The sequence below is a fragment of the Pseudomonas sp. KB_15 genome (genome assembly GCF_052114525.1).
Classification (GTDB): domain Bacteria; phylum Pseudomonadota; class Gammaproteobacteria; order Pseudomonadales; family Pseudomonadaceae; genus Aquipseudomonas.
The window spans coordinates 33268-50941 of sequence record NZ_JBFREX010000045.1 but is presented as its reverse complement, the minus strand read 5'-3'; the positions used below and the strand labels follow the sequence as shown (position 1 = coordinate 50941).

At 59.5% G+C, this 17674-nt stretch carries 17 protein-coding genes, 2 tRNA genes and 2 pseudogenes; 5 read left to right on the top strand and 16 right to left on the bottom strand.

Annotation, left to right across the window (positions count from 1 at the left end; genetic code table 11):
- Window positions 1-70 precede the first annotated feature (70 nt).
- From AB4Z35_RS24850 to rluD, 5 genes are all read right to left on the bottom strand, one after another.
- Window positions 71-147: transfer RNA gene (locus AB4Z35_RS24850), tRNA-Pro, on the bottom strand.
- Between the two features lie 9 nt (window positions 148-156).
- A tRNA-Asn gene (locus AB4Z35_RS24845) sits at window positions 157-232 on the bottom strand.
- A 300-nt stretch (window positions 233-532) separates the two neighbouring features.
- Window positions 533-3097: an ATP-dependent chaperone ClpB gene (gene clpB / locus AB4Z35_RS24840; RefSeq protein WP_007996398.1), complete on the bottom strand. Its 2565-nt coding sequence runs from the start codon at window positions 3095-3097 to the stop codon at window positions 533-535.
- 130 nt (window positions 3098-3227) lie between these two features.
- Window positions 3228-3953, bottom strand: coding sequence for a peptidoglycan editing factor PgeF (pgeF, locus tag AB4Z35_RS24835; protein WP_442099961.1), 726 nt, complete (start codon window positions 3951-3953; stop codon window positions 3228-3230).
- Window positions 3950-4912, bottom strand: a complete 963-nt coding sequence (gene rluD / locus AB4Z35_RS24830) for a 23S rRNA pseudouridine(1911/1915/1917) synthase RluD (protein ID WP_007990414.1) — start codon at window positions 4910-4912, stop codon at window positions 3950-3952. The genes pgeF and rluD overlap by 4 nt, the downstream gene beginning before the upstream one ends.
- A gap of 151 nt (window positions 4913-5063) precedes the next feature.
- Here rluD and AB4Z35_RS24825 point away from each other — a divergent pair, with 151 nt between their 5' ends.
- From AB4Z35_RS24825 to AB4Z35_RS24810, 4 genes and pseudogenes are all read left to right on the top strand, one after another.
- On the top strand, window positions 5064-6086 hold the full coding sequence (locus tag AB4Z35_RS24825; protein WP_442099960.1) for an outer membrane protein assembly factor BamD: 1023 nt from the start codon (window positions 5064-5066) through the stop codon (window positions 6084-6086).
- Between the two features lie 125 nt (window positions 6087-6211).
- Window positions 6212-6445 carry a PP0621 family protein gene (locus tag AB4Z35_RS24820; protein ID WP_442099959.1) on the top strand — a complete coding sequence of 78 codons (234 nt, stop codon included), beginning with the start codon at window positions 6212-6214 and terminating at the stop codon, window positions 6443-6445.
- Window positions 6446-6490: 45 nt separating this feature from the next.
- Window positions 6491-6793, top strand: a pseudogene (locus AB4Z35_RS24815) (hypothetical protein); the annotation flags it as partial.
- Entirely contained in the window at window positions 6790-8127 is a 1338-nt protein-coding gene (locus AB4Z35_RS24810; RefSeq protein ID WP_442099958.1) for a sigma-54-dependent transcriptional regulator, read from the top strand. The pseudogene AB4Z35_RS24815 and the gene AB4Z35_RS24810, both read left to right, overlap by 4 nt.
- Before the next feature lie 57 nt (window positions 8128-8184).
- Here AB4Z35_RS24810 and thiO read toward each other — a convergent pair whose 3' ends face one another.
- The 7 genes from thiO to AB4Z35_RS24775 are packed head-to-tail and all read right to left on the bottom strand — an operon-like array spanning window position 8185 to window position 12270.
- Complete coding sequence (gene thiO, locus AB4Z35_RS24805; RefSeq protein WP_442099957.1) at window positions 8185-9285, bottom strand: glycine oxidase ThiO; 1101 nt, start codon at window positions 9283-9285, stop codon at window positions 8185-8187.
- A gap of 55 nt (window positions 9286-9340) precedes the next feature.
- The gene (locus AB4Z35_RS24800) at window positions 9341-9742 is read right to left on the bottom strand and encodes a type IV pilin protein (RefSeq protein ID WP_116264051.1); all 402 of its coding nucleotides are present in this window, start codon (window positions 9740-9742) and stop codon (window positions 9341-9343) included.
- 14 nt (window positions 9743-9756) lie between these two features.
- Window positions 9757-10098: a hypothetical protein gene (locus AB4Z35_RS24795; protein WP_442099955.1), complete on the bottom strand. Its 342-nt coding sequence runs from the start codon at window positions 10096-10098 to the stop codon at window positions 9757-9759.
- A 58-nt stretch (window positions 10099-10156) separates the two neighbouring features.
- Window positions 10157-10621, bottom strand: a complete 465-nt coding sequence (locus tag AB4Z35_RS24790) for a pilus assembly PilX family protein (RefSeq protein WP_442099962.1) — start codon at window positions 10619-10621, stop codon at window positions 10157-10159.
- A 25-nt stretch (window positions 10622-10646) separates the two neighbouring features.
- The gene (locus AB4Z35_RS24785) at window positions 10647-11354 is read right to left on the bottom strand and encodes a PilW family protein (protein WP_442099953.1); all 708 of its coding nucleotides are present in this window, start codon (window positions 11352-11354) and stop codon (window positions 10647-10649) included.
- Window positions 11351-11800 (bottom strand): type IV pilus modification protein PilV, encoded by a 450-nt coding sequence (gene pilV, locus AB4Z35_RS24780; RefSeq protein WP_108231243.1) that lies wholly within the window; start codon window positions 11798-11800, stop codon window positions 11351-11353. The genes AB4Z35_RS24785 and pilV overlap by 4 nt, the downstream gene beginning before the upstream one ends.
- The gene (locus AB4Z35_RS24775) at window positions 11797-12270 is read right to left on the bottom strand and encodes a GspH/FimT family pseudopilin (protein ID WP_442099952.1); all 474 of its coding nucleotides are present in this window, start codon (window positions 12268-12270) and stop codon (window positions 11797-11799) included. The genes pilV and AB4Z35_RS24775 overlap by 4 nt, the downstream gene beginning before the upstream one ends.
- Before the next feature lie 124 nt (window positions 12271-12394).
- Here AB4Z35_RS24775 and AB4Z35_RS24770 point away from each other — a divergent pair, with 124 nt between their 5' ends.
- Window positions 12395-12949, top strand: a complete 555-nt coding sequence (locus AB4Z35_RS24770; protein WP_442099951.1) for a GspH/FimT family pseudopilin — start codon at window positions 12395-12397, stop codon at window positions 12947-12949.
- On the opposite strand, the pseudogene ispH reads toward AB4Z35_RS24770, so the two are convergent.
- The 4 genes and pseudogenes from ispH to ileS form a co-directional block, all read right to left on the bottom strand.
- A pseudogene (gene ispH, locus AB4Z35_RS24765) lies at window positions 12903-13766 on the bottom strand (4-hydroxy-3-methylbut-2-enyl diphosphate reductase); the annotation flags it as partial. The gene AB4Z35_RS24770 and the pseudogene ispH overlap by 47 nt on opposite strands.
- Window positions 13767-13880: 114 nt before the next feature.
- On the bottom strand, window positions 13881-14333 hold the full coding sequence (gene fkpB, locus AB4Z35_RS24760; protein WP_116264059.1) for an FKBP-type peptidyl-prolyl cis-trans isomerase: 453 nt from the start codon (window positions 14331-14333) through the stop codon (window positions 13881-13883).
- Complete coding sequence (lspA, locus tag AB4Z35_RS24755; protein ID WP_007996424.1) at window positions 14326-14838, bottom strand: signal peptidase II; 513 nt, start codon at window positions 14836-14838, stop codon at window positions 14326-14328. The genes fkpB and lspA overlap by 8 nt, the downstream gene beginning before the upstream one ends.
- Window positions 14831-17662, bottom strand: a complete 2832-nt coding sequence (gene ileS / locus AB4Z35_RS24750; protein ID WP_442099950.1) for an isoleucine--tRNA ligase — start codon at window positions 17660-17662, stop codon at window positions 14831-14833. Before ileS ends, lspA begins: the two co-directional genes overlap by 8 nt.
- Window positions 17663-17674: the final 12 nt, after the last annotated feature.

Here is a 17674-nt window from a genome sequence, read left to right as displayed (position 1 = left end):
GTGGGATTCGAACCTACGACCAATTGGTTAAAAGCCAACTGCTCTACCAACTGAGCTAACGACCCAAATATGGTCGGGGTAAGGGGATTCGAACTCCTGACATCCTGCTCCCAAAGCAGGCGCGCTACCGGACTGCGCTATACCCCGGTTTGAAATTGGCTCCGTGACCAGGACTCGAACCTGGGACCCAATGATTAACAGTCATTTGCTCTACCGACTGAGCTATCACGGAACTACACATTTCAATTTACAACTTTGAAGCTTTACAGCGTTCTCTTCAACCCGTTCGCATCGCTGCGTTCGTGTGTCTGAGGCGCGCTATTCTACAATCTTCAGAACCTCTGTCAACCCCCTAAATTGCTTTCAAGTTAATGATTTGCAACTTATTTTGGATTCCTGCTTGGGGAGCGGAAACCCTGGCGGGTGACTTACTGCGGGGCGCACTTTACAAGCCTTTTCCTTTGAGTTCAACAGCCTAACGAAAAAAAGGCCTCGTTATGCGAGGCCTTTTCGATTTTGTTGCCGTTATGGATCAGACGAAGACGATTTCGTCGTTTTCCACCACACCGTGAGCGGTATCGCCCGGCATGAATCGACCGGACAGGATCAACTGCGCCAGCGGGTTCTCGATCCAGCGCTGGATCGCGCGCTTGAGCGGCCGAGCACCATATACCGGGTCGTATCCGACCGCGATCAGCTTGTCCATGGCCTCAGGGCTGAGTTCAAGCTTCAGCTCGCGCTCGGTCAGGCGGCTACGCAGACGACCCAACTGGATCTCGGTAATGCCGGCGATCTGATCCCGCGCCAATGGCTCGAAGATCACCACTTCGTCGACCCGGTTGATGAACTCCGGCCGGAAGTGGCTGGAAATCGCATCCATCACCGCTGCACGCTGCGCCTCACGATCACCGACCAGTTCCTGGATCTGCACCGAGCCCAGGTTGGACGTCATGACAATCACGGTGTTCTTGAAATCCACCGTACGGCCATGGCTGTCGGTCAGGCGCCCGTCTTCGAGCACTTGCAGCAAGATGTTGAACACATCCGGATGCGCCTTCTCGACCTCGTCCAGCAGGATCACCGAGTAAGGCTTGCGACGCACCGCCTCGGTCAGATAACCGCCCTCCTCATAGCCTACATAGCCTGGAGGAGCACCAATCAGGCGAGCCACGGAATGTTTCTCCATGAACTCGGACATGTCGATCCGCACCATCGCCTCTTCAGTATCGAAGAGGAATTCGGCCAGCGCCTTGCACAGCTCGGTTTTACCGACACCGGTCGGGCCGAGGAACATGAACGAGCCGCTCGGGCGATTCGGGTCGGACAACCCGGCACGCGAACGCCGCACCGCATTGGAAACCGCCACGACCGCTTCGTCCTGGCCAATCACACGCTGGTGCAACAGGCTTTCCATCTTCATCAGTTTTTCGCGCTCGCCTTCGAGCATCTTCGATACCGGGATACCGGTCCACTTCGACACGACTTCGGCGATCTCTTCTTCGGTCACCTTGCTGCGCAGCAGCTGGTTTTCGGGTTTGCCATGCTGGTCGACCATTTGCAGGCTGCGCTCCAGGTCCGGGATCACCCCGTACTGCAACTCCGCCATACGGTTCAGGTCGCCCTTGCGGCGGGCCGCTTCCAGCTCCTGACGGGACTGCTCGATTTTCTGCTGGATCTGCGCCGAACCCTGGACTTCGGCTTTTTCCGAGTTCCAGATTTCTTCGAGATCCGAGTACTCACGCTCATGACGAGCGATTTCTTCCTGCAATTTTTCCAGACGCTTCTTCGCCGCGTCATCGCTTTCTTTCTTCAGCGCCTGGGATTCCACCTTAAGTTGAATCAGGCGACGCTCCAGACGGTCCAGCACTTCCGGTTTGGAGTCGATCTCCATGCGGATGCGGCTGGCGGCTTCGTCGATCAGGTCGATGGCCTTGTCCGGCAACTGACGGTCAGTGATGTAGCGATGGCTGAGCTTGGCCGCGGCAATGATCGCGCCGTCAGTGATGGCCACCTTGTGGTGAACCTCATAACGCTCTTTCAGGCCACGCAAGATGGCGATGGTGTCTTCTTCGCTCGGCTCGTCCACCAGCACTTTCTGGAAGCGTCGCTCGAGAGCGGCGTCCTTCTCTATGTATTGGCGGTATTCGTTGAGCGTGGTGGCACCCACGCAGTGCAGTTCACCGCGGGCCAGTGCCGGCTTGAGCATGTTGCCCGCATCCATCGAGCCTTCGCCCTTGCCGGCGCCGACCATGGTATGCAGTTCGTCGATGAACAGAATGATCTGCCCTTCCTGCTTCGACAGCTCGTTGAGCAACGCCTTGAGCCGTTCTTCGAACTCACCGCGATACTTGGCACCGGCAATCAGCGCCCCCATGTCCAGGGACAACAGGCGCTTGCCCTTGAGGCCATCCGGCACTTCGCCATTGATGATGCGCTGGGCCAGGCCTTCGGCGATGGCGGTTTTACCCACGCCAGGCTCACCGATCAGCACCGGGTTGTTCTTGGTACGACGTTGCAGCACCTGGATGGTCCGGCGAATTTCATCGTCACGGCCGATCACCGGATCGAGCTTGCCGTCTTCGGCGCGCTTGGTCAGGTCGACGGTGTACTTGTCCAGGGCCTGGCGTGCTTCCTCGTGGTTCGGGTCGTTGACGGCCTCGCCACCACGCAGGTTGTTGATCGCGTTTTCCAGGGCTTTCTTGCTCACGCCCTGACCGAGCAACAGCTTGCCGAGCTTGCTGTTCTCGTCCATGGCAGCGAGCAGCACCAACTCACTGGAGATGAACTGGTCGCCTTTCTGCTGCGCCAGACGATCGGCCTGGTTGAGCAGGCGCGCCAGATCCTGCGACATATTAACGTCGCCGGTCGGATTCTGGATTTTCGGTAGCTGGTCGAGTTCTTTGGTCAGCTCTTTACGCAGGCTGTTGACGTCGAAGCCCACCTGCATCAACAGGGGCTTGATCGAGCCGCCCTGCTGCTCGAGCAAGGCTTGCATCAAGTGCGCCGGTTCAATGGCCGGATGATCGTGGCCGACAGCCAGGGATTGGGCATCGGACAACGCTAACTGCAATTTGCTGGTTAAACGGTCTATACGCATGGGTCACCTTCCTTTTGAGCAGGCCGGACCTATAAAACATCCTGAATGAAGAAACCTGCCAGATACCACAATAGATGCGGTCGATTCTGGGAGTTTCAAGCGTCGTGACGTTGATGCAGGTCAGACAAGTCTAGCGTTCGAGCCAAACCAGGGAGGCAAACCGACCAGTGCGAGGACTGCGGCGGTAAGAAAAGAAGCGTGGGTCGGTTACGGTGCAGAAACCGCCCCCGTAGACGGCCGTGACACCGCGAGCAGCCAGACGCAGACGTGCCAGCATATAGATGTCAGCCATGAACTTGCCGGCGTTTTGACTCGGCACAAAGGCTTCTGCCGCCTGCGGCAACTGCTGAACGAAGGTTTCACGCACCTCCGGGCCGACTTCAAAGGCTTGCGGACCGATGGCCGGGCCGAGCCACACCAATACTTCGGCGGACGGCACGGCCAGGCTGTCGAGCGTGGCTTCCAGCACACCCGCCGCCAACCCGCGCCAACCGGCATGGGCTGCCGCGACACGCGTCCCGGCACGGTCGCAAAACAGCGCGGGCAGGCAATCGGCGGTCATCGCTGCGCAGGCGACGCCCGGCGTTGATGTCCAACTGGCATCAGCCGTGTCCACCCGCCCCGGATCGGCATGAGCCACGACAATGCCGTGGACCTGCTGCAGCCAGGCCGGCTGAATGGAGAAATGATCGGTAAGACGACGGCGATTCTCGGCAACAGCTTCAGGGCTGTCGTCGACGTGATCGCCGAGGTTGAGGCTGTCGAACGGCGCCACACTGACGCCGCCCGCACGGGTGGTCACACAGGCTTTGACCCCGGCCGGCGCGGGCCAGTCAGGAATCAGCCAGTCACTCATCCGATGAACGCCTCGCGGTCTTGTTTGAGCAGGGTCAGCAGCCAGACGAAATCTTCCGGCAACGGCGATTCCCAGCTCATGCGCTTACCGGTGGTCGGATGATCCAGTTCCAGGAAACGCGCATGCAGCGCCTGACGCGGGAAGTTTTTCAGGGATTCGACCATGGTTGGGTTGGCGGCCGGCGGAATCCGGAAACGACCACCGTAGGCAGGATCTCCGACCAACGGGTAGTTGATGTGCGCCATGTGCACGCGAATCTGGTGCGTACGACCGGTTTCCAGCTTCACCCGCACGTGAGTGTGGGAGCGGAAGCGCTCGAGCACGCGGTAATGGCTGACGGCTTGCTTGCCACCTTCCATCACGGCCATGCGCTGGCGCTGCTGGCCGTGACGACCGATCGGCGCGTTGATCTTGCCGCCAGCGGTCACCACACCAATCACGATGCATTCGTAGATCCGGCTGACGCTACGGCTCTGCAACTGTGTAACCAGCTGCGTCTGCGCTTGAATGGTCTTGGCCACCACCATCAGACCGGTGGTGTCCTTGTCCAGGCGATGCACAATACCGGCGCGGGGCACATTGATGATGTCCGGCACGTGGTGCAGCAAGGCGTTGAGCAAGGTGCCGTCGGCGTGACCGGCAGCCGGGTGCACCACCAGGCCCGCAGGCTTGTTGATCACCAGGATGTCGTCGTCTTCATAGACGATGTCCAGGGCAATGTCTTGAGCGACCCATTCGCCCTGAGCTTCCTGCTCGGCAGTCAGCTCAAGGATGGCGCCACCGTGAACGATGTCTCGCGGGCGGATAACCGCCCCATCCACAGTCAGGCGGCCGTCTTTGATCCAGGCGGAAAGGCGCGAGCGCGAGTGCTCAGCGAATAGTTGTGCGGCGACTTGATCGAGGCGTTGGCCGCCCAATTCGGACGGCACCTCTGCGCGAAGTTCAATTTTATCGGACATGCTCAGACTAGGCGTCGGCACAGCCTTTGGTTTCGGCTGCGCGCTTGTGGTTAAATACGGCGTCTTTTGCCCCGAGGCTATTCAACGGGGCGCTCATCATAACAGGACGGCCACGCCCAAGACAGCGGCCGTCATAGGGACGCAAGCCGCCATGCAAGTGAAACACCTGCTGCTGATCGCCATCCTCGCATTGACCGCTGCTTGCTCATCGAAGGAAGTCGTAGACGAAAACCTCAGTGAAGTCGAGCTGTACCAACAGGCTCAAAAAGACCTGGACAACAGTAGCTACACCAGTGCCATCGCCAAGCTGAAGGCTCTGGAATCGCGTTATCCGTTCGGTCGCTATGCCGACCAGGCGCAACTCGAGCTCATCTACGCCAACTACAAGAATACCGAGCCAGAAGCGGCCAAGTCCGCTGCTGAGCGCTTCATTCGCCTGCACCCACAGCATCCGAACGTCGATTATGCCTACTACCTCAAGGGCCTGACTTCCTTCGACCAGGACGTCGGCCTGCTGTCGCGTTTCCTGCCGCTGGACATGACCAAGCGTGACCCGGGCGCCGCCCGCGACTCCTATAACGAGTTCGCCCAGCTGACCAGCCGCTTCCCGAACAGCCGCTACTCGCCAGACGCCAAGCAGCGCATGATTTATCTGCGCAACCTGCTGGCGGCCTACGAAATTCACGTGGCCGACTATTACCTGACCCGTCAAGCCTATGTCGCCGCCGCGAACCGCGGTCGTTACGTAGTGGAAAACTTCCAGGAAACCCCTTCGGTCGGCGACGGCCTGGCGGTGATGACCGAGTCCTACCAGCGCCTGCACCTGGACGAACTGGCGGCCACCAGCCTGGAAACCCTGAAGCTCAACTACCCGAACCACCCGACACTGGTGGACGGTCAATTCGTACCGACCGTGGCCGAAGCCGACAACCGTTCGTGGCTGAGCAAAGCGACCCTGGGCCTGATCGAGTCCCGTCCGCCACTGCCACCGGGCGAAACCCGCGCCAACCAGGACGTACAGAGGCAGTTCCAGGACGCCAAGGACGCGATCCCGAGCGAGCTCAAGCCTAAAGACGGCAATGGCGACGTGATCGAAGAAGAAAATCACGAAGCGCAAGGCAACAACAGCGACCGCTCGTGGTTCAGCTACATGACTTTCGGCGTGTTCGACTGATACCTAGGGTTGTACAAAAAGGGAGACTTTCGAGTCTCCCTTTTTTATTTCAGCGATTTATTACACTGTGCGCCTGACAGGTCCTTGGCTAAACTGCCGGATCATCATTCGAAAAGCAGCTCACCATGCTTCGTTTATTGTTCTGGATTGCCCTGATTGCCGCTGCAGTATGGTTCTGGCGCAAACTCAAGGGGCAGGCTTCCACCCCCAAGCCCCCTGCCGAACGGGAAGCGGCACCTATGGTCCGTTGCGCCCATTGTGGCGTTCACCTGCCGCGCGACCGCGCACTGAGACTGGACCAGCAATGGTATTGCAGCCAGGCTCATCTCGAGCAAGACAAAGATTCCAGAGGCCGCTGACACCTCACCCGAAATGGCGACCGATTGAGAACTATCGCGCGCCCCAAGGAACTGAAAGGCATCGATCGACGTCTGACGCAGATTATTCAAGATCACTCTCTGCGAATGAACCGGGTATTCGAAAACGTCCTGCACTTGCTGTGCCGCGAGCAACTGTCGCCGCTAAGGCTTGACCTGAAATCACTGGAAATACTCGATAATGAAGCCCCCGCCCCCCATATCAAGGGCCTGGGGCCTCATCTGTCCGGCCAGCCGGGCGAAAGCATTCTGTCCCGCCTAGACTTCAAGGCACGCCAGGAAAGCGGCTGCTTTTGCATTACCTATGCTCACGGACGGAACCCACGTTGAACACGAGACCACGACAAAAAGTCTTGATCGTCGATGACGAACCGGACATTCGCGAACTCCTGGAAATCACCCTGGGAAGGATGAAACTGGAGACGTTCAACGCCCGCAACATCGGTGAAGCGCAATCCCTGCTAAATCGCGAAACCTTCGATCTATGCCTGACCGACATGCAGTTGCCGGACGGTACCGGCCTGGAGTTGGTGCAGCACATCCAGCAACGTCACCCTCAGGTCCAGGTGGCGATGATCACCGCCTATGCCAGCCTCGAAACCGCGATCAATGTGCTCAAGGCCGGGGCATTCGACTTCCTGACCAAGCCGGTGGACCTTACGCGCCTGCGTGAACTGGTTACCAGCGCCCTGCTGGTTCCTGCCCGCGGGGTCGGTATCGATCGTCGCTTGCTGGGCGACTCATTGCCCATGCGCAACCTGCGCAAACACATCACCAAACTGGCCAGCAGCCATGCGACGGTATACATCGGCGGAGAGTCCGGCAGCGGCAAGGAGCTGGTCGCGCGCCTGATCCACGATCAAAGCCCGCGCGCCAATCAGCCGTTCATTGCGATCAACTGCGCGGCAATTCCTTCGGAGCTGCTGGAGAGCGAGTTTTTCGGTCATCGCAAAGGCAGTTTCAGCGGCGCCATCGATGACAAACCCGGCCTGTTCCAGACTGCTCACGGCGGCACCCTGCTCCTCGACGAAGTGGCCGACCTGCCGCTGGCCATGCAAGTCAAACTGCTGCGTGCGATTCAGGAGAAAGCCGTACGCAGCGTCGGCGGGCAGCAGGAAGAGGCGGTAGATGTGCGCATTCTCTGCGCCACGCACAAGGACCTTGGCGCCGAAGTCGCCGCCGGCCGATTTCGTCATGATCTTTACTACCGCTTGAACGTGATCGAACTCCGGGTGCCGCCCTTGCGCGAGCGTCGCGATGATATCGAAATGCTAGCCAGTCACATACTCAAGCGCCTGGCCGCCGATACCGGTCAACCGGTGGCGAGACTCCACCCCCAAGCCCTCGAAGCGTTGAAAAGCTATCGCTTCCCGGGCAATGTGCGGGAACTGGAAAACATGCTCGAACGGGCGCACACCTTGTGTGAGAACAAACAGATCGAAGCCGGTGACCTGCGCCTGGCTGAAGGCAACCTTGGGGCTGAGGGTGGCGTGCCGGACCTGACCCGGATCGACAATCTGGAAGCCTACCTTGAAAACGTCGAACGCCAACTGCTGCTCCAGGCCCTGGAGGAAACCCGCTGGAACCGCACGGCGGCGGCTCAACGGTTGAATCTTTCATTCAGGTCGATGCGCTACAGGCTGAAAAAGCTGGGACTGGATTGACGCCCCATCGCGAGCAGGCTCGCGATGGCGATCTGACAAATAACAACTGCCCGGCAGTCAGAGCCGCCCGGCAGGCGCATAAGGCGCCGGATCGATAATCGGCGCCCGGCCCAGCATCACATCGGCAAACAGCTGGCATGACGCCGGCGCCAGCACCAGCCCGTTACGGTAATGCCCGCAGTTGAGCCAGAGCCCGTCAAACCCCGGCACCGGGCCGATGTAAGGAATGCCCTCGGGTGAGCCCGGGCGCAATCCGGCCCAATGCCCCACCACTTCGGCTTCAGCCAGCGCCGGGATCAACTCCACCGCGGACGCCTTCAGGCTTTCCAGTGCCGACCCGGTCGGCGTCTTGTCATAGCCCTCATGCTCCAGCGTACTGCCGATMAGTATGTGCCCGTCGCGCCGGGGAATCGCATAACGGCCCTTGGCCAGGACCATGCTCGGCAGGAAATCCGCCGCACACTTGTAGAGAATCATCTGCCCTTTCACAGGCTCGACCGGCAGCGTCAGATCAAGAAGCTTGAGCAGATCACCGCTCCATGCCCCCGCCGTCAGGACAACTTGATCGCCCGAGACAGTACCTGTGGAGGTCTGCACGCCGACCACTTTGTTGCCGTCACGAACAAACCCGCTGACTTCGCACTGCTCATGGATCGTCACGTTCGGCAGCGCCAGCAACGCGGCCTTGAGTGACTTCACCAGACGCGGATTACGCACGTTGGCGACGTCGGCCATATAGATCGCCCGGGAAAAACCACTGCCCAGCACCGGCACGGCGTCGTGTGCTGCCGAAATATCCACCGCGCTAAGCGGGCGACTTTCCCGGGCGGCCCATGCCAGGGCTTCAGCCTCGTCATCCAGATCCAGCCAGTACAGACCGGTGGTGTGCACTTCAGGATCAACGCCGGTGGCGGCAAACAAGCGCTCGCCCAGCTGTGGATAAAAGTCCTGGGACCAGTGAGCCAACGCGGTGACCGCCGGGCTGTAGCGCCACGGGTAAAGCGGCGAAACGATGCCGCCACCGGCCCAGGACGATTCCTGGCCGACGCTCGAGCGATCCAGCAGCACAACGCTTTGCACTTCGGAGGCGAGATTGAAAGCCGTCAGCAATCCAATCACCCCACCGCCGACAATCACCACTTGCTGTTGCCTGGTCATGTTCTGATCCAATCGTTAAATAGACAGAGGGTGCAAAAGGCACCCGAAAAGAAACTCAGCGCCCCCAGCAGTCTTTGCTGGTCAGGCCGGATTTCGCGTTGACCATACCGAGCACACCGGTGTTGGTGATGGTCAGATCACCGCACTTGTCAGTGGCCATGCTCGAGTCAGCCTTGCGTACCGCCGTCAGCAGAAAGGTCTGGTCGGTCAGGGTCGGTGTGATGCTGTAGTAATCATTGCCGGCACTGAGGCCCGTCGCATCGGTGTAGACATTTTTCTGCGAGTAGAAGCGCTCCAGTAGTTGCGCCTGCTCCGAGAGCAGACCGGCTACTTCTGCGCGACGGCCCTTGTTCAGGTATTCGGTGAGACTCGGTGCAGCAATGGTCATGACGATACCGATGATCGCAATCACGATCATGATTTCGATCAGGGTAAAACCGCGGTTGGAACTACGCATGCATCAACTCTCACTCACTGTATTTGTCGCCACATGATGCGACGGCTGCCGCCGGATTTTTCCATCCCCGGAATATCGTCACCAGTGGAATCGTTCACGACCCCGCCATTGCCGCTGGCGTCCTGGGTCGAATGCTCTCCGATAAAGATCACTCCATCAGAGAGCGCATCGCTGTTGTCGACCACTCCATCGTCGTTGCTGTCGAGCATCTTAACGCTGATCGCATCGGGCAGCTTCAGGCAGACGGCTTTCAACCCCTGATTACTGTGGTAAAAACCGTACCAGTTACCATTCGCCAGACAGGTTGGCCGGTTCAGCGCTGGCGAATCCGCTGGCGTGGCTGCGTGCGCCGACATCGACAGGTCAAGCGCGACCAGGACACCGAACAGGTGTGACCATAACCTGACAGGTCGCTCAGTACTTCGCATAGATACTCTCCACCACACTGCGCGAATGACCCGCGATGCCAACTGCCGTTACCCGATACAAGGTCGCCGGGGTATTGATTGGCACATTCACCGCACCCCGGCTGACACCGATGTTTTGCACGCCATAAAAACCGTTGCCCGATGCAATCCAGGTCACTCCGGAAGAAGCGTTGAAACCGGCAGCGGTAATAGTCGAGGACTCGGACGGTGGTGCACATTGAACGAGGCCGCTACAAACAGGTAGCGCATAATTTTCCCGCTGTACTCCACTCTCGCCCACCCGCAATGCTGCCTCGGCGCTCTGAAACGACTGGTTGCGCAGGGCGACGCTACCGGCCATTTTTTCCTGCAGGGTCGCACTCTGCATCGATGAAAGGCCAATCAATGTCAGCAGGAGCAAGAACACCAGACTGACGAGCAATGCCATGCCGCGCTGGGTGTAATACGTCATGAGAGAACGATTCAATGGCACTCCCTCATGGTAAGCGGTTGCGCAGAGCGGCAACCACGTTGAAGGTTTGATCGCTCACCCGGTGGTTCGGATCGAAGAGGGTCAGACTCAGGCGAACGCTACGAATCAGCGCGGGGTCCGGCGGATTGCTGCCGTAGCGCGAAGCAGCCAGATCAGTGGCCGTGCTGGCCAGGCCAAAGCTCACGTCAAAAGCGCTGACGTTATCCACCAATACCTGAGGTGCTGCGGCCCCGCCTTTCATCAACAGTTGGTCGTTGCTGAAGCTGTAAATCAGCCGTCGGATCGGAAATGCCAGTTGCCCTGCCACTGGCGTCCGGCCTTCACTGTAGGCCGTCGAATGGGTTCGACAATCGGAAAGCACGGTCCAGTCCGGCTTGCCGCCATTGCCGCCGACATCCGCCGTAACCAGCGCCAACTGGCGGCCGCCGTTGTCCCAACGAATCGGCGTTAGCTGACTGGCATGGAAATCACCTTTCTCACTTGAATCGGTGATCGTTTCCAGGCAACCGAACATCCCGACCATGCGAACTTCCTGAATCATTTTGCTCAGCACGAAACGTGCGTCCTCCTGCATGTTCGCGGCCGCGTTCTGGCTGAGATAAGTGTTCTTGGCCGCGATGAAAACCTGCACCACGCCCAGCACCACGATCAGGCTCAATGCCAGGGCGATCAGCAACTCGACCAGGCTAAAACCTCTGCTGCAGCGACTCACGGGATCACCACCGGATCAATGGCCGCGCGACTGCTCAGGACGAAGCTGCGCCGCGAATCGGCAGCATTCGCAGCCCGTGAGTCGTCCCAGGTAATCGTGATGGTGTACACCTGCTGATTGACGGTGACACTGCCCGTTGCGGTGGCGCCGAGCGAGCTGACAATGTTGGCGTTGAAGTCAAACAGGTCCTGATCCCGGGTAACGTCCGGATTGCCCGAAGCCGGAGGCGCAATGGTGTAGTCCGCAGCGGCATTGGCGCGAATGCGGTCCATCATGTCGTAAGCGATAAAACTGGCCTGACTGGTCATGCGCGCGCTGTCCGTGTACTTCAGCGCATTGAGCTGAAACGCCGCTGCGCCCAGCAACCCCACTCCCAAAATGACTAACGCCACCAGGACTTCGACCAGCGTCATGCCCTGCTGCGTGCCTTGCCTCCATGCCCTCATCCGCAACTTCCACCCAATAGAATTCGTCCGTTCAAACACACGGTCAGCGTCCTGCCTTGTGCTCCCCGCCCATAGCTGATCACCACCTCCGAGGACGGTGATGACAATCCGCCCATACTGTTGAAATCGATGGCAGTGACGCCTGAGGTTAGCGCCAGAGTTGTGCCGCTGCTCATCGCCGGAACAACCCGTAATACATTGGCCAAAGTGCCAGTACCGTCGTAAATCGTCAGTTCCCCACTCCAGACATCCCCGCCGGCCGTCGGGCGCACCCGTGTTGCATTGCCCCGATCGATGGCTTCGAGCCGGGCAAAATTCAGGGCACGTCGCAGGTCAGCGATTTCGGTATCAGCCCTGGTTGTTTGCGTCGAGCGAGTAAACGCCGGGACGGCCATAGTCAGCAGGATCAGAAGAATCGCGAGCGCGACCAGCAACTCGATCAGCGTGAAACCTTTTGTACGATGCTCCATCGGGTCCTTCTGTTTCCTTCGGCTATACCTGCTGTTGCGCAGCACAACGTTCGAACGATGCTGTGCGTTGCCATTTCTCGCGCACGGATTGCGCGAGCCACAGCACGCCACGGAGGGAAATGTCATGCGGCAACAAGGCTTCAGCCTGATCGAACTGCTCATGGGACTGGCAATTACAGGAATTGTTCTGCATCTGGTTACTCCGGCGTTCGCAACGCTGATCGAGTCGAACCAAAGAGAGCAAGCGGCACAGGCTCTTTTCAGTGGCATTCGCACCGCCCGGACCGAAGCCATCGTCCGCAACCAGGCCGTGGTGATTCACGGCATCAATGGAGACTGGAGCCAGGGCTGGCGAATCATTCTGGATATCAGCGGCAAGGGGGACATGGACAGCAACAATCCGCTGCTGGCCGAACGCCAGAGCGGCGCACGAGTGTCGATAGTGGGGAACGGACCGGTCGGAAGCTTTATACGATTCAGAGGTCAGGGCGAGCCACTGTTTGGAGGGACATTACACATTTGCGCAGTTCGCGAACCGGTGAGCCAACATCAAGTGGTGTTGGCACGGACCGGTCGCGTCAGCCTGCGCGCCGACAAGGCTGAGCAGGCGTTATGCGAAGAAAGGAAAAAATTCAGAGCAACGAGCGAACGCGCAGTTCTTTTGGCATCGAGAACGTGATGTTCTCCTCGCGACCAGCCAGCTCATCGGCACCCGTGGCACCCCAGGCCTGCAACTGCTGAATCACGCCGCGCACCAGGACTTCCGGGGCAGATGCGCCAGCAGTGATGCCGATACGTTCGACGCCTTCGAACCAGCTCTTTTGCAGGTCTTCGGCACCGTCGATCAGGTAGGCCGGAGTGGACATGCGTTCTGCCAGTTCGCGCAAGCGATTGGAGTTGGAGCTGTTCGGGCTGCCGACCACCAGCACCACATCGCACTCGTCGGCCAGTTGCTTGACCGCGTCCTGACGGTTTTGCGTGGCGTAGCAAATGTCGTCCTTGCGCGGCCCACCGATGGCCGGGAAGCGCGAACGCAGAGCATCGATAACGCGGCTGGTATCGTCCATCGACAATGTGGTCTGGGTCACGAAGGCGAGCGTTTCGGGGTTGTTCACCTGCAAGGCCGCGACATCTTTCTCGTCTTCAACCAGGTAGATCGCGCCGCCATTGCTGGCATCGTACTGGCCCATGGTGCCCTCGACTTCCGGGTGACCGGCGTGGCCGATGAGAATGCACTCACGGCCGTCACGACTGTAGCGCGCCACTTCGATGTGGACTTTGGTCACCAGTGGGCAGGTGGCATCGAACACTTTGAGCCCACGACCAGACGCTTCGCTGCGCACAGCCTGGGAAACGCCGTGGGCGCTGAAGATCACGATGACGTCGTCCGGCACCTGGTCCAGCTCTTCGACGAAAATCGCACCACGGGAGCGCAGGTCTTCGACGACAAATTTATTGTGAACCACTTCATGGCGCACGTAGATCGGCGGCCCGAAGCTTGCTCGCGATGGCGGTGTGTCAGTCAATATCAATATTGAATGTCAGGCACTCATCGCGAGCAAGCTCGCTCCCACAGGGTCAGGTGGCAACAGTAGCTGCCCCATGATGCCTTACAGCGCTTTGACGGAAATGATTTCCACGTCAAAGGTCAGTGTCTTGCCTGCCAGCGGGTGGTTGAAGTCGACGGTCACTTGCGCATCGTCGAACTCTTTAACCACACCCGGCAATTCAGTATTGGCCGCATCGTTGAAGATCACCAGCAAACCTTGCGACAGCTCCATGTCCTGGAACTGCGAGCGCGGGATAACCTGCACGTTTTGCGGGTTAGGCTGGCCGAAGGCGTTTTCCGGCTCGATGCTCAGCGTACGCTTGTCACCGGCCTTGAAACCGAACAGGGCCGCTTCGAAACCTGGCAACAGGTTGCCGTCACCGACCTTGAAAGTCGCCGGGGATTTGTCGAAGGTGCTGTCCACCGTGTCGCCGTTCTCCAGGCGCAATGCGAAATGCAAGGTGACTTCCGTGTTCTGGCCGATGCGTTGCTCAACCAATACCTGTTCAGTCATGAACGGCTTCTCCGGTCTTTTTACTTTTGAACATATCCAGTGCCAGCATGACAGCGCCTACAGTGATTGCACTGTCGGCAAAGTTGAACGCCGGGAAATACCAGCGGTTCTGCCAATGCACCAGAATGAAATCGATCACATGGCCCAAGGCAATGCGGTCATACAGATTGCCCAGCGCCCCGCCGAGCACCAGTGCCAGCGCAACCGCCAGCCAGGTCTCGTTACGCCCCAGACGCTTGAGCCAAACCACCAGCACCGCACTGACCACGACAGCGATCAATGCGAACAACCAGCGCTGCCAGCCGGAGCTGTCAGCCAGAAAGCTGAAGGCCGCGCCAGTGTTGTAGGCCAGGGTCCAGCTGAAGTAATCGGGGATGATCACGATCTGCTGGTACATCTGGAGCTTGCCTTCGAAGTAGAACTTGCTGGCCTGGTCGATGACCAGAACCAGCAAACTCAACCAGAGCCAGCTCAGCCGTCCGAAACGGCCAACAGCATTAGGCATAGTGACGAACCTCGCCAGCGCCGCTGATGTTATCCACGCAACGACCGCAGATTTCCGGATGCTCCGGGTTCACGCCGACGTCTTCACGGCAGTGCCAGCAACGGGCGCATTTGGCGTGGGCCGACTTGACGATCTTCAGCTTCAGGCCGCTGACTTCGGTGACCACGGCATCGGCCGGTGCCTGCGCCAATGGCGCGACACTGGCGGTCGAAGTGATCAGCACGAAGCGCAGTTCGTTGCTGAGCTTGGCCAGGTCGGCGGTCAGCGCGTCTTCGGCGAACAGCGTCACTTCGGCTTGAAGGTTGCCACCGACAGCCTTGGCTGCGCGCTGGATTTCCATCTCTTTGTTGACCGCAACCTTCACTTCCATGATGCGCTCCCAGTAGGCGCGACCCAGCTCGAAGCCTTCCGGCAGTTCGCTCAGGCCTTCGTACCAGGTGTTGAGCATGACGGACTCGTTACGCTCGCCCGGCAGGTACTGCCACAGTTCGTCGGCGGTGAACGCCAGGATCGGCGCGATCCAGCGCACCAGCGCTTCACAGATGTGGAACAGCGCGGTCTGGCACGAACGGCGGGCCTTGCTGTCGGCACCAGTGGTGTACTGGCGGTCCTTGATGATGTCGAGATAGAAGCCGCCCAGCTCCTGCACGCAGAAGTTGTGGATCTTCGAGTACACGTTCCAGAAGCGGTACTCGCCGTAGTGCTCTTGCAACTCGCGTTGCAGCAGCAGGGTACGGTCCACGGCCCACCGGTCCAGTGCCAGCATGTCTTCGGCCGGCAGCAGGTCGGTGGCCGGGTTGAAGCCGGTCAGGTTCGAAAGCAGGAAGCGCGCGGTGTTACGGATACGCCGGTAGGCGTCCGCACTGCGTTGCAGGATCTGCTCGGAAACCGCCATTTCGCCCGAATAGTCGGTCGAAGCGACCCACAGACGCATGATGTCGGCACCCAGGGTGTCGTTGACTTTCTGTGGCGCAATCACGTTGCCCAGGGACTTGGACATCTTGCGGCCGGACTCGTCGACAGTGAAGCCGTGAGTCAGCAGCTCGCGATACGGTGCGTGGTTGTCGATGGCGCAACCGGTCAGCAGCGACGAGTGGAACCAGCCRCGGTGCTGGTCCGAGCCTTCCAGGTACAGGTCGGCGCGTGGACCGGTTTCGTGGCCCATCGGGTGCGAACCGCGCAGAACGTGCCAGTGCGTGGTGCCCGAGTCGAACCAGACGTCCAGGGTGTCGCTGATCTTGTCGTACTGCGGCGCTTCATCGCCCAGCAGCTCGGCGGCGTCCAGCTTGAACCAGGCCTCGATGCCTTCGACTTCGACGCGCTTGGCGACTTCCTCCATCAGCTCCACGGTACGTGGGTGCAGCTCGCCGCTTTCCTTGTTCAGGAAGAACGGGATCGGCACGCCCCAGTTACGCTGACGGGAAATGCACCAGTCCGGACGGTTGGCGATCATTGAGTGCAGGCGCGCCTGGCCCCAGGCTGGAACGAACCGGGTCTCTTCGATGGCCTTGAGCGAACGCTGGCGCAGGGTGTCGCCGGTGGTCGGCTGCTTGTCCATGCCGATGAACCACTGCGCGGTGGCGCGGTAGATCAGCGGGGTCTTGTGGCGCCAGCAGTGCATGTAGCTGTGTTCGATGATGGTGGTGTGCAGCAGCGCACCGACTTCGGTCAGCTTGTCGACGATGGCCGGGTTGGCCTTCCAGATGAACTGGCCGCCGAAGAATTCCAGCGACGGCACGTAAACGCCGTTGCTTTGTACCGGGTTGAGGATGTCGTCGTTGACCATGCCGTACTTCTTGCAGGTCACGAAGTCGTCCACGCCGTAGGCTGGCGAAGAGTGAACCACGCCGGTGCCGGCGCCCAGTTCAACGTAGTCGGCCAGGTAAACCGGCGACAGACGGTCGTAGAACGGGTGACGGAAGTTGATCAGTTCCAGCGCTTTACCGGTGGTGGTCGCGATGACCGAACCTTCCAGCGAGTAGCGCGCCAGGCACGACTCGACCAGCTCTTCAGCCAACACCAGCAGCTTGTCGCCGACGTCGACCAGGGCGTAGTTGAATTCCGGGTGAACGTTCAGCGCCTGGTTGGCCGGGATGGTCCACGGGGTGGTGGTCCAGATCACGATCGAAGCCGGTTTGCCCAGGGTTGGCAGACCGAATGCAGCAGCCAGCCTGGCTTCGTCGGCAATCGGGAAGGCCACGTCGATGGTCGAGGATTTTTTGTTTTCGTACTCGACTTCCGCTTCAGCCAGGGCCGAACCGCAATCGAAGCACCAGTTCACAGGCTTCAAGCCCTTGAACACGAAACCGCCCTTGACGATTTCGGCGAGGGCACGGATTTCACCGGCCTCGTTCTTGAAATCCATGGTTTTGTACGGGTTGGCGAAGTCGCCCAGCACGCCCAGACGGATGAACTCGGACTTCTGGCCTTCGATCTGCTCGGTGGCGTAGGCCCGGCACAGTTCGCGGGTCTTGTCCGCGCCCAGGTTCTTGCCGTGGGTCACTTCGACTTTGTGCTCGATCGGCAGGCCGTGGCAGTCCCAGCCCGGAACATAAGGCGCGTCGAAACCCGACAGGGTCTTCGAGCGGATGATCATGTCCTTGAGAATCTTGTTCAGCGCATGACCGATGTGAATCGAGCCGTTGGCGTACGGAGGGCCGTCGTGCAGGACGAACTTCGGACGATCCTTGCCAATCTCGCGCAACTTTCCGTACAGGCCAATACTGTCCCAGCGCTGCAGGATTTGCGGTTCGCGCTGTGGCAGGCCGGCCTTCATTGGGAAGGCGGTGTCCGGAAGGTTTAGCGTGGCTTTATAGTCGGTCATTTAAGGCTCTTC

Coding starts and splice junctions, on each gene's coding strand:
- lspA (WP_007996424.1), bottom strand. CDS start 14,838: ATGCCTAATGCTGTTGGCCGTTTCGGACGGCTGAGCTGGCTCTGGTTG.
- AB4Z35_RS24800 (WP_116264051.1), bottom strand. CDS start 9,742: ATGCGTAGTTCCAACCGCGGTTTTACCCTGATCGAAATCATGATCGTG.
- AB4Z35_RS24775 (WP_442099952.1), bottom strand. CDS start 12,270: ATGGAGCATCGTACAAAAGGTTTCACGCTGATCGAGTTGCTGGTCGCG.
- fkpB (WP_116264059.1), bottom strand. CDS start 14,333: ATGACTGAACAGGTATTGGTTGAGCAACGCATCGGCCAGAACACGGAA.
- pgeF (WP_442099961.1), bottom strand. CDS start 3,953: ATGAGTGACTGGCTGATTCCTGACTGGCCCGCGCCGGCCGGGGTCAAA.
- AB4Z35_RS24795 (WP_442099955.1), bottom strand. CDS start 10,098: ATGTCGGCGCACGCAGCCACGCCAGCGGATTCGCCAGCGCTGAACCGG.
- pilV (WP_108231243.1), bottom strand. CDS start 11,800: ATGAGGGCATGGAGGCAAGGCACGCAGCAGGGCATGACGCTGGTCGAA.
- rluD (WP_007990414.1), bottom strand. CDS start 4,912: ATGTCCGATAAAATTGAACTTCGCGCAGAGGTGCCGTCCGAATTGGGC.
- AB4Z35_RS24770 (WP_442099951.1), top strand. CDS start 12,395: ATGCGGCAACAAGGCTTCAGCCTGATCGAACTGCTCATGGGACTGGCA.
- clpB (WP_007996398.1), bottom strand. CDS start 3,097: ATGCGTATAGACCGTTTAACCAGCAAATTGCAGTTAGCGTTGTCCGAT.
- AB4Z35_RS24825 (WP_442099960.1), top strand. CDS start 5,064: ATGCAAGTGAAACACCTGCTGCTGATCGCCATCCTCGCATTGACCGCT.
- AB4Z35_RS24790 (WP_442099962.1), bottom strand. CDS start 10,621: ATGACGTATTACACCCAGCGCGGCATGGCATTGCTCGTCAGTCTGGTG.
- AB4Z35_RS24820 (WP_442099959.1), top strand. CDS start 6,212: ATGCTTCGTTTATTGTTCTGGATTGCCCTGATTGCCGCTGCAGTATGG.